Origin of the sequence: Sediminibacterium sp. (assembly GCF_051861365.1) — a bacterium.
GTDB lineage: Bacteria > Bacteroidota > Bacteroidia > Chitinophagales > Chitinophagaceae > Sediminibacterium.
In genome coordinates this window covers 49975-59343 of the sequence record NZ_JBHYCW010000022.1, presented here as the reverse complement: position 1 = coordinate 59343, position 9369 = coordinate 49975, and the positions used below count along the sequence as shown (strand labels likewise).

At 37.6% G+C, this 9369-nt stretch carries 12 protein-coding genes and 1 tRNA gene; 9 read left to right on the top strand and 4 right to left on the bottom strand.

All coding sequences use genetic code 11. From position 1 onward, the window contains the following. The first annotated feature begins 63 nt into the window (after nucleotides 1-63). The gene (locus ACTIEV_RS11035; RefSeq protein ID WP_439516467.1) at nucleotides 64-432 is read left to right on the top strand and encodes a hypothetical protein; all 369 of its coding nucleotides are present in this window, start codon (nucleotides 64-66) and stop codon (nucleotides 430-432) included. Nucleotides 433-438: 6 nt separating this feature from the next. Here ACTIEV_RS11035 and ACTIEV_RS11030 read toward each other — a convergent pair whose 3' ends face one another. Together ACTIEV_RS11030 and ACTIEV_RS11025 are read right to left on the bottom strand one after the other, a co-directional pair. Next, a complete protein-coding gene (locus ACTIEV_RS11030) occupies nucleotides 439-801 on the bottom strand; it encodes a hypothetical protein (protein ID WP_439516466.1) in 363 nt (120 codons plus the stop codon). A 61-nt stretch (nucleotides 802-862) separates the two neighbouring features. Further along, nucleotides 863-1462, bottom strand: coding sequence for a hypothetical protein (locus tag ACTIEV_RS11025; protein ID WP_439516465.1), 600 nt, complete (start codon nucleotides 1460-1462; stop codon nucleotides 863-865). 289 nt (nucleotides 1463-1751) lie between these two features. On the opposite strand from ACTIEV_RS11025, the gene ACTIEV_RS11020 reads away from it, so the two are divergent. The 5 genes from ACTIEV_RS11020 to ACTIEV_RS11000 all read left to right on the top strand — a co-directional run bounded on the left by ACTIEV_RS11020 (nucleotide 1752) and on the right by ACTIEV_RS11000 (nucleotide 5137). Then, a tRNA-Ser gene (locus ACTIEV_RS11020) sits at nucleotides 1752-1817 on the top strand. A gap of 172 nt (nucleotides 1818-1989) precedes the next feature. After that, nucleotides 1990-2829 (top strand): endonuclease/exonuclease/phosphatase family protein, encoded by an 840-nt coding sequence (locus ACTIEV_RS11015; protein ID WP_178886827.1) that lies wholly within the window; start codon nucleotides 1990-1992, stop codon nucleotides 2827-2829. An 80-nt stretch (nucleotides 2830-2909) separates the two neighbouring features. Continuing rightward, the gene (locus ACTIEV_RS11010; protein ID WP_439516464.1) at nucleotides 2910-3836 is read left to right on the top strand and encodes an SPFH domain-containing protein; all 927 of its coding nucleotides are present in this window, start codon (nucleotides 2910-2912) and stop codon (nucleotides 3834-3836) included. A gap of 191 nt (nucleotides 3837-4027) precedes the next feature. Beyond that, nucleotides 4028-4711, top strand: coding sequence for a MotA/TolQ/ExbB proton channel family protein (locus tag ACTIEV_RS11005; RefSeq protein ID WP_250686139.1), 684 nt, complete (start codon nucleotides 4028-4030; stop codon nucleotides 4709-4711). A 24-nt stretch (nucleotides 4712-4735) separates the two neighbouring features. Continuing rightward, nucleotides 4736-5137 (top strand): ExbD/TolR family protein, encoded by a 402-nt coding sequence (locus ACTIEV_RS11000; protein WP_178886824.1) that lies wholly within the window; start codon nucleotides 4736-4738, stop codon nucleotides 5135-5137. Nucleotide 5138: 1 nt separating this feature from the next. Here the strand turns inward: ACTIEV_RS11000 and prmC are convergent, their stop codons facing one another. Next, entirely contained in the window at nucleotides 5139-5990 is an 852-nt protein-coding gene (gene prmC, locus ACTIEV_RS10995) for a peptide chain release factor N(5)-glutamine methyltransferase (RefSeq protein WP_439516463.1), read from the bottom strand. A 67-nt stretch (nucleotides 5991-6057) separates the two neighbouring features. On the opposite strand from prmC, the gene ribD reads away from it, so the two are divergent. The 3 genes from ribD to ACTIEV_RS10980 are packed head-to-tail and all read left to right on the top strand — an operon-like array spanning nucleotide 6058 to nucleotide 8587. Continuing rightward, on the top strand, nucleotides 6058-7095 hold the full coding sequence (ribD, locus tag ACTIEV_RS10990) for a bifunctional diaminohydroxyphosphoribosylaminopyrimidine deaminase/5-amino-6-(5-phosphoribosylamino)uracil reductase RibD (protein WP_416194687.1): 1038 nt from the start codon (nucleotides 6058-6060) through the stop codon (nucleotides 7093-7095). Further along, nucleotides 7092-7976, top strand: coding sequence for an EamA family transporter (locus tag ACTIEV_RS10985; protein WP_322196789.1), 885 nt, complete (start codon nucleotides 7092-7094; stop codon nucleotides 7974-7976). Before ribD ends, ACTIEV_RS10985 begins: the two co-directional genes overlap by 4 nt. Continuing rightward, a complete protein-coding gene (locus ACTIEV_RS10980; protein ID WP_439516462.1) occupies nucleotides 7973-8587 on the top strand; it encodes an IMPACT family protein in 615 nt (204 codons plus the stop codon). The genes ACTIEV_RS10985 and ACTIEV_RS10980 overlap by 4 nt, the downstream gene beginning before the upstream one ends. On the opposite strand, the gene ACTIEV_RS10975 is transcribed toward ACTIEV_RS10980, so the two are convergent. Then, on the bottom strand, nucleotides 8588-9346 hold the full coding sequence (locus tag ACTIEV_RS10975) for a YdcF family protein (protein ID WP_322196787.1): 759 nt from the start codon (nucleotides 9344-9346) through the stop codon (nucleotides 8588-8590). Between the last annotated feature and the right edge of the window lie 23 nt (nucleotides 9347-9369).

The following is a 9369-nucleotide window of genomic DNA, read 5'->3' as shown; positions in this document are numbered from 1 at the left end:
AAATGGGAGGAAAAACAGAAAAATATTACCTTAGAAAACTCTAACTAAACGTGGCACTAAATTATGGGGAGCTTACACATAGTTTGCACAACCGATGAACCAATACTTAAAGTAGTTCAAAAACCAATTGAAGATAGGTTTAAGGAATATTTAAAGGATATTCAGACTTTGCCTAGTAAATCTGTTGTATGGGAAACCAAATCTTATACTTCAGATATTATCAAGGTTCAGAACTATAATGAAGATGACAAGTTTATCATCCAAGACAAGTTTAAATCTAATATTTTACTTGGAGCTTCTCAAAGAGACTTTAAAGTTCATGTTGAAATTGCAAATCCAGATTTAGAAAAATTATATGTAACCAGAATAACTGGCTGTAAAAGTTTTGTCTTTGACTCGTATAAAGAAGCTAGTATACATTTGTCAAAATGATAGTTTTTAATAATTCAATGGGACTTCTCCAAATTTAAATGCTTCTTCAAATAAGGGGTGATTTTCAAATTGACTTCTCATTTGTCCTATTATTTCACCTTCAAAATTTCCATCATAAAGAGGTTCAGAATAGTACCCCATAGAATAACAGACTTGTAAAAGTTCTTTATACAGGCTTGCAGAGGGTAAAGTACACATCTCAACATTTTGATGTGTATCTGTGGTTGCTGAAATATGAAATACGGCTTGTTCTAAATCATTATCAAAATATATCTCTACTGAATCAATAGTCCAGTTATTCCTAACAGTTATTTCGTTATAACAATAAAGTGTATATTCTCTGAAACTTCTAAAAAAATCCTGTGTCATAATCAGTTTTGATACATTCTTAATTTTACATTTCAAAGAATATATCAATATTTAAATTCTATTAATTTAATTCTGCTTCCATTTCTAACATGAGTAATAAAATATCAGCAAAACTGAATATTTCATGAATGGGTTTATGTTGAAAGGATGTTGTCACAATTATCCCATTCCAATCAATGTCAGGCGTTTTCAAATTTTTAAAAAAAATCTTTCCATTATGTGATAATGCATTTCTCACAACCCATCCCATTCTCCATACCCCAGACCATTTTGAATAATCTGAACCAAATTTATTTATAGCATAATTCAAATTATTTTCATAAAAAGTTACAAAATACGGTGTGATTATATAATTAATTGTTTGCTTTAAAGCATCAGTATATGTCTCATATCTTACCGTCGGAGGTGATTTTTTTTCTACTGTTAAAGTTATTTGATCAGGCTTCCTGTTTATTAGAACAGCCTCAATAGGGCCATAGAGTGGTAACCTAACCATTTTTCCAGTGGATAATCCTTCCGCTACTAAGTAATCACCTGGATTATAGTTTGCTTTACCGCTGTGTTTATACTCCATAGAAAGGCTTAAAGCTGCCATTACAATTATCAAGCTATCTATTTCAGAATAACATCTACTGCTTTTAGAAATTATTATCTCTTCCATTTTTATAAGTTTGTAGTTTGTCAAATTGAAGATATAATAGCTAGTCAGTCAGTCAAAATCCTATAGGTATTGTGAATAAATATTAATTAACCAATTTGGGTATCATTTGGGTAACAGAGTTCTTTAACATGGGAAGGAGGAAAATGTAAACTACTCATTTACAGTATAGTAACTGAATATTATGGGGTTTACTAAGCTTGCATGGCATGCAAGAGGTCGTCGGTTCGACCCCGATATTCTCCACAGAAAGGTTGCACATTCTGCAACCTTTTTTATTCCTACAATTACTTGTTTAGTTGGCTTGAGCGTCCCGATGCTATCGGGAAGGCCACCGGTTCGAATCCGGTATTCTCCACAGTAAAGGTTGCAAATCTGAAACCTTTTTTTGTATTAAACTTTTGTTGTCTAGGGCGTTTCGGCGGTAATCTGTAAGCCACCAATGAAAATCTGATATTCTTCACCTAACTACTAAGTTTTTGTTTTTTTTCAGGCTTATGATAACATTGAGTTTGATGTAACTTCATTCTATGAAGAAATATTTAATGTTTGCTGCGCTATCATTGTCGAGTTGTTTCAATTTATATGCACAATCTATCATCGTCGGAACCTTTAATATCCGCTACGATAATCCACGTGATTCCGGCAATTTATGGGTGGACAGAAAAGCCTATGTTGCCTCTCTCATTCGTTTTCATGATTTTGATGTTTTCGGTACACAGGAAGGATTGAAACACCAACTGGATGACATACAACAACAGTTGCCCCAGTATGAACGATATGGTATTGGGAGAGATGATGGAGCAACCCAGGGAGAGTATTCAGCTATTTTTTATAAGAAAGATAAATATCAACTGATCAAAAGCGGTGATTTCTGGTTATCTGAAACACCCGATAAACCCGGCTTTGGATGGGATGCACGCATCAATCGTATTTGCTCATGGGTGCAGCTGAAAGACAAAGCAAGCGGACAATCTTTTTTCTGCTTCAATGTTCATTTTGATCATCAGGGTGTGGTAGCAAGAAAGGAGAGTAGTAAATTATTATTGTCAAAGATGCAATCAATCAGTGGTAAAGAACCTGTCATTATAACCGGCGACTTTAATGGTGATCATACCACTGAATGGTATCAAACCCTTGCCAACTCGGGAATCATAAGAGATAGTTTTCGTGAGGTGCAATATCCATATGTGAATAATGGTAGTTTTCAGAATTTCGGTCGAAATTTTAATACCAATGATATCATCGATCATATTTTCATCTCCTCTCATTTCAATACTAAACGATGGGGTGTATTGACGGATTCTTATTCCGGTAAGTTTCCTTCGGATCATTTTCCCATACTGACCGAATTACACTGGAAAAAATAAATCAACCTTTTCCATGTAATAAAGCGTCCAAACGCACTACTAATTGATTACATTAGTTGTGAAATCAAAATTGCTGAATTATGGAATTTCTTACCAATTACGGATGGATCATTGTAGTGATCCTTTTAGGATTTTTATCGCTGGTAACTGTTAATCAGGGTACCATCGCTGTACTTACCATGTTTGGTAAATACAGAAGAATACTGAGACCCGGTTTGAATATCAAAATACCGATTCTTGAACAGGTATTCAAAACAGTAAGTATCCAGAACCGTTCTGTTGAACTGGAGTTCCAGGCAGTAACCATTGATCAGGCAAATGTGAATTTCAAAAGCATGTTACTGTATTCTGTATTGAACCAGGATGAAGAAACCATCAAAAATGTGGCTTTCAAATTCATCAGTGATCGAGACCTGATGCAAGCTTTGATTAGAACTGTAGAAGGTAGTATTCGTTCTTATGTAGCTACCAAACGTCAGGCTGAAATATTATTACTCCGTAGAGAAATCGTGGAATTCGTAAAAGAACAGATTGATATTTCACTCGAAGATTGGGGTTATCATTTACAGGATCTTCAAATCAATGATATCACTTTTGATGCGCGTATCATGGAGAGTATGAGTAAAGTAGTAGCGAGTAATAACCTCAAGGCCGCAGCCGAAAATGAAGGTCAGGCTTTATTGATCACCAAAACCAAAGCTGCCGAGGCAGAAGGTAATGCCATTAAAATTGCAGCTGAAGCCGAAAGAGAAGCGGCTCGTCTCCGTGGTCAGGGTGTGGCATTGTTCAGACAAGAAGTAGCAAGGGGTATGAGTCAGGCCGCAGAACAAATGAAACAAGCCAATCTGGATACCAATGTCATTCTCTTCAGCATGTGGACAGAAGCTGTTAAAAACTTTGCTGAATATGGCAAAGGAAACGTCATCTTCCTCGATGGCAGCGCCAACGGTATGGACAGAACCATGCAACAGATCATGGCGATGATGAAGATGAAAGAGAGTTCTTAGTCAGTAGACCATAGTCCATAGACCATGGTCCATGGACTATGGTCTATTGTTAATGCCTCGTGAAATCAACCGCTTCGCCCTCACTGATGTGCAAAAGCTTTCCTAAAAAGCGCGAGAGAATTAATTTTATTCACATGCACACCTTTCTTTTGTGTTAGGGTCTAATTTTAGCCTAACCCAAATCATTAGGTATGTTCTATTTTCTGCAGATTGATAGTTTACAACAGGCAGCAGGTACGGTAGCAGCAGCAGCGGAAAAAATATCCATGTGGAGTTTATTACAGAAAGGCGGTTGGATCATGTATCCACTGTATGGCTTGCTGGTAGCAGCCATTTTTGTATTTGTAGAAAGACTCATGGCTATTCGCAAAGCTTCACGTATTGAACCCAATTTCATGAATATTATCCGTGACAATATCATGTCGGGTAATGTGCAGGCTGCCAGAAATCTTGCGAAGAATACCAATAATCCGGTTGCTAGGATGATCGATAAAGGAATTCAGCGTATTGGCAAACCGTTGGATGCTATCGAAAAGAGCATGGAAAACGTAGGTAAGCTCGAAATGTATAGCATGGAGCGCAACCTGAATATTTTGTCTTTGATTGCTGGTATTGCACCTATGTTTGGTTTCTTGGGAACCATTGTAGGGATGGTTCAACTGTTTTATGGCATTGCTTCTACCGGAGAATATACACTGAATACCATCGCCGGTGGTATCTATACCAAGATGATCACTTCAGCCACAGGTTTGATTATTGGATTGATTGCTTATGTGGGACATAATTTCCTGAGTACACAGATCGATAAAACAGCCAATAAAATGGAAGCTGCCAGTGCAGAATTCATCGACATTCTTCAGGAGCCTACACGTTAATTTGAACATCGGTAAAGTCAGTATATGAACATCAGAAAAAGATTAAGAACACATCCCGAAATGCATACAGGTGCACTGAATGATATCCTGTTCATTCTGTTATTGTTCTTTCTGATCGTTTCCACACTTGCCAATCCGAATGTGATCAAAGTTTCTAACCCTAAAGCCAAGAGCGATACCAAGTCTAAGCAAACGGTAGTCATCACCGTTGATAAAGATCAGAATCTGTATATCGGTTCTCAAAGAACAACTTTGGAACAACTAGAGCCTGAGTTGAAAGCCTTTTTATCTAAGGAGACAGAAAAACCTTCTGTAGTCATCAATGGCGATAGCACTTCGCATTTGGGTACAGCTATTAAAGTCATGCAAGTGATCAAAAAATTGGGTGCAACGCCGGTAATGGCCGTGGATAATTCCGGACAGTAATCTATTGTACTAAAGTTGCCATGATCATGCGATCATTGCCATGTAGATCCTTTCTTAAAATAGGTTGATATCCCATTTCTTCTAATAACGTACATACTTCTTTTCCGAGTAGTTGATTGATTTCAAAGAATAGTTGACCATTCTTTTTTAGATGTGAAAGTCCAAATGATGCAATTTTCCGATAAAAAATCAATGCATCTTCATCCGGAACAAACAAAGCAACATGTGGTTCGTGATCTACTACGTTCGCCGACATGCTGTCCTTTTCTGATTTTTTGATATAAGGTGGATTGCTAATAATGATATGGTAGTCTGGTAGATTAGACCACAATGATTCATTCAAAAAATCCATCCTCATAAATTCAATAGCTACCTGATTCAACGTAGCATTTTGTTGGGCTACTTCTAACGTATCATCACTCACATCAATTGCTGTTAGCTGCCAAAGTGGAAACTCTTTTTTCAAAGTGATGGGAATACAAGCGCTACCTGTTCCAATATCTAGGACTTTTTGAGGCTCGGGGTTGGCAGTAGCTTTGATCCATTCAATAAGTTCTTCGGTTTCCGGACGGGGTATGAGGGTGTGTTCATTCACGATAAACTTCATTCCCCCAAACCAGGCTTCCCCTAATGCATATTGAATAGGTCTATTATTCAGTAATGAAGTGACCATGCTCAAAAGACGATCTTCTTGCTCAACAGAAAGTTCTTGATGTTTATGAATCATCCTATCCGTCTTATTCATACCCGTAAGATGCTCTAACACCATATGAGTGATGCTGGCAGCTTCCCTTGGCTCATACAGCGCAGCCAATTGCTGAATAAGTTGATCTTTGGCCGATTCAATGGTCATGCTGCAATGTTAAGCACCATTTGGCTATTTTTGTCTATTCCTTATGTCTGATCTTCATCAAGAGTACATGTTTCGTTGTCTGGAGTTGGCTCGCCATGGTGCCGGCTTTGTATCACCGAATCCAATGGTTGGGGCCGTACTCGTGTACCAGAACAGGATCATAGGTGAAGGCTGGCATCAAATCTATGGAGGTCCTCATGCCGAAGTCAATTGTATTCGTTCCGTAAACCAAGCAGATGAATACCTCATACCCGACTCAACACTCTATGTGTCTTTAGAACCTTGTGCTCATTTTGGTAAAACACCACCCTGTAGCCACCTGATCATTGAAAAAAAGATCCGTAAAGTAGTGGTGGCCTGTAGTGATCCTTTTGAAGCGGTAAATGGAAAAGGGATTCAGTTACTACAACAAGCCGGTATTGAAGTGTTGACCGGTGTATTGGAAAAAGAAGCAATGGATTTGAACAATCGATTTTTTTGTTTCCATCAACGAAAACGTCCTTATATCATTCTGAAGTGGGCGCAAAGCAGCGATGGTTTTATCGCCGGCATTTCAGATGATCGATTATTGATAACCCATGAACAAACCAATCGTCTTGTTCATCGATGGAGAAGCGAAGAAGCTGCTATTTTAATTGGTACAGAAACAGCGATCAAGGATAACCCTTCACTTACCAACAGGTATTGGTTAGGTAGATCACCTTTGCGATTGGTTATTGACAAACATTTACGATTACCTGATAATCTTATCATGTTTCGTGATGGTAATCCGGTGATTATTTTCAATGAGCAAAAGAATGATCAACAAGGGGAGCTTAGATTTGTGAAAATCAATACTGATCAGTCTTTTATTGATCAACTATTTGTTTACTGTTATCAAAACGGTATTCAAAGTATTTTAGTTGAAGGTGGAGCAAAGTTGTTACAATCATTTATAGATGCAGATCAATGGGACGAAGCTCGTATCATTACGAATACAACTTTACAAGTAGGTTCCGGGCTGGCAGCTCCAATGATCAAAAACCCTACTATGTTCCATTCTTTTAGAAGTATGACCGATCAGATCAATATGTTTATCCACCCAAAAAACAAGAAAACGAAATGATCTATTTGATCGGAAGTATAGTGTTAACCAGTTATCTCACGCTTTCCTTTAAAGCTTGTGAAAAATATGGGGTGAATGTTTTTCAAGCCATTGTATTCAATTATATCACTTGTGTGATTACAGGGAGTATCATAAATGGGGCTTTTCCTATACATATGGAAAATATACAAACCCCTTGGTTTGGTTGGGCCATGATTATGGGAGTGATGTTTGTGAGCATATTTAATATTGTGGCCATCACTGCACAAAAAAATGGAGTGGCTGTGGCTTCTGTAGCCAATAAACTGTCGCTTATTATCCCCGTAATCTTATCGGTATATCTTTACCAAGAAACCGTAGCGGGCTGGAAAGCAGTGGGAGTGGGGCTTGCATTAGTAGCAGTAGTATTGACCTGTTATACAAATGCTGAAAAGGGGCATACTGCTCAAAAAAATAAATGGGTGTACTTGCTTCCATTGGTATTATTCATCAGTAGTGGTTTATTGGATGCATTGATCAATCATGTTCAATTGACTTATGTGACTGCAGAAAATAATAATGACTACCTAGTCAGTTCTTTCTTCTCAGCAGCTACGATTGGATCATTGCTTTTACTCATCCAGTTGATTCGAAGAAAGCAAGTATTTGTTTGGAAAAATCTGCTAGCCGGAATGCTGATTGGTATACCCAATTATTTTTCTATCTGGTGTTTGGTTCATTTTTTACAAGAAAGTCCTTGGCAAACCAGTGCCAGTATTCCAGTCAACAACATGGGTATTGTATTGTTTAGTGCAGTGGTTGCTTGGATTTTATTTAAAGAACGATTGACAAAGATCAACTGGTTAGGAATATTATTATCATTAGTGGCTATTTATTTAATTGCATTTGGAGATCAGTTATGACAATGATGGAAAACGAATATTATCAAACCATTGATAGACAAGGATTCGCTGAGTTCAAGGATCGTGGCAGCCGTTTCCTGGCTTATGCTTTTCCCATGAGTACGCCGGATGATTTTAAACAACAATTGCAATTACTGAAAAAAGAACATCCCAAAGCCGTACATCATTGTTTTGCTTATCGATTGGGGTTAGATGGTAATCAGTTCAGGGTAAGTGATGATGGTGAACCCTCCGGCTCTGCGGGAAAACCTATTTTAGGTCAAATCGATAGTAAAGAATTAACAGATACGGGGGTTATTGTGGTGAGGTATTTTGGAGGTACTTTATTGGGTGTGCCCGGACTCATCAATGCTTACAAATCGTCGGCTTCCATGGCTTTGCAGATGATTCCGGTGATACAAAAGCCCATTGAAATCATCTATGATGTGAATTTTGATTATACGACCATGAATGAAGTCATGATGGTTGTCAAACAATTCAATTGTACTGTGATTCATCAGGAGATGCAGTTGTTTTGTTTACTCAAAATCGGGATACCGAAAAGTAGATTGGAAGAAGTGTTATACAGATTTAAAGAGCTGCATACGGTAACAATACAACAATCAAAATAGTCAGGCTTTTCCTGTTAATTGATAGACCCAAAGCCCTATTACTTCTTTGATTAAGTGAGTCCAATCTTTTAAAAGTTTGGCATCAGGAATCAATGTATCGTCAATTGAAAAATACTCATCTACTACTTTAAAGTCGGCAGCGTAACTATCAAACCGGATCCCCGCTTTTTTAAATACAGCCTCAGATCTTCTCATGTGTAAGGCAGATGTGATAAGTAATGAAGGAGTGCTTATGTTTAAGGAATCTACTATTCGTTTACTGAATATCGCATTCTCATAAGTATTTCTGGAATCAGGCTCCACGATGATATCCTGCTCAGGAATATTATTATTAACCAGCATTTCTTTTAAGAATACCGCTTCGGGTTTGTAGGTATGCAGCAATGATCCACTACCTCCGGTCACAAGAATTTTTTTGATTTTTCCGGTATGATAAAGTGTTGCAGTTTGTATGAATCGATCTGCTGCTGATCCAAAGAAACCTTGATCTCTAGTATCAAAATTGACCATACCGGTTAGAAGAATACCCAATTCATAATTTTTCATTTGTGATAACGCTTTGGAGTCTGCTTGCCAGCATTTGTTGGCTTTTTTATACAACCATGGATTGCTAAAGACCAAAGTAATCAAAACAGTCATCAAGATTAATCTGCGTTTGAGTCTTGCTGATTTCACAAAATAAATACTGATCAATAAGAGGATGATCCAATTGAAGGGTATTAAAAGAAAATAAAGCAGTTTCGAGAGGATGAAAAACATAGGCAACATTAAAAGACCGATTG

What these genes read in the sequence shown, in the direction of transcription:
- ACTIEV_RS11000 (WP_178886824.1), top strand. Translation starts at nt 4,736, where the DNA reads ATGAACATCAGAAAAAGATTAAGAACACATCCCGAAATGCATACAGGT.
- ACTIEV_RS11035 (WP_439516467.1), top strand. Translation starts at nt 64, where the DNA reads ATGGGGAGCTTACACATAGTTTGCACAACCGATGAACCAATACTTAAA.
- ACTIEV_RS10975 (WP_322196787.1), bottom strand. Translation starts at nt 9,346, where the DNA reads ATGTTTTTCATCCTCTCGAAACTGCTTTATTTTCTTTTAATACCCTTC.
- ACTIEV_RS11015 (WP_178886827.1), top strand. Translation starts at nt 1,990, where the DNA reads ATGAAGAAATATTTAATGTTTGCTGCGCTATCATTGTCGAGTTGTTTC.
- ACTIEV_RS11030 (WP_439516466.1), bottom strand. Translation starts at nt 801, where the DNA reads ATGACACAGGATTTTTTTAGAAGTTTCAGAGAATATACACTTTATTGT.
- ribD (WP_416194687.1), top strand. Translation starts at nt 6,058, where the DNA reads ATGTTTCGTTGTCTGGAGTTGGCTCGCCATGGTGCCGGCTTTGTATCA.
- ACTIEV_RS11005 (WP_250686139.1), top strand. Translation starts at nt 4,028, where the DNA reads ATGTTCTATTTTCTGCAGATTGATAGTTTACAACAGGCAGCAGGTACG.
- ACTIEV_RS11025 (WP_439516465.1), bottom strand. Translation starts at nt 1,462, where the DNA reads ATGGAAGAGATAATAATTTCTAAAAGCAGTAGATGTTATTCTGAAATA.
- ACTIEV_RS10980 (WP_439516462.1), top strand. Translation starts at nt 7,973, where the DNA reads ATGACAATGATGGAAAACGAATATTATCAAACCATTGATAGACAAGGA.
- ACTIEV_RS10985 (WP_322196789.1), top strand. Translation starts at nt 7,092, where the DNA reads ATGATCTATTTGATCGGAAGTATAGTGTTAACCAGTTATCTCACGCTT.
- prmC (WP_439516463.1), bottom strand. Translation starts at nt 5,990, where the DNA reads ATGACCATTGAATCGGCCAAAGATCAACTTATTCAGCAATTGGCTGCG.
- ACTIEV_RS11010 (WP_439516464.1), top strand. Translation starts at nt 2,910, where the DNA reads ATGGAATTTCTTACCAATTACGGATGGATCATTGTAGTGATCCTTTTA.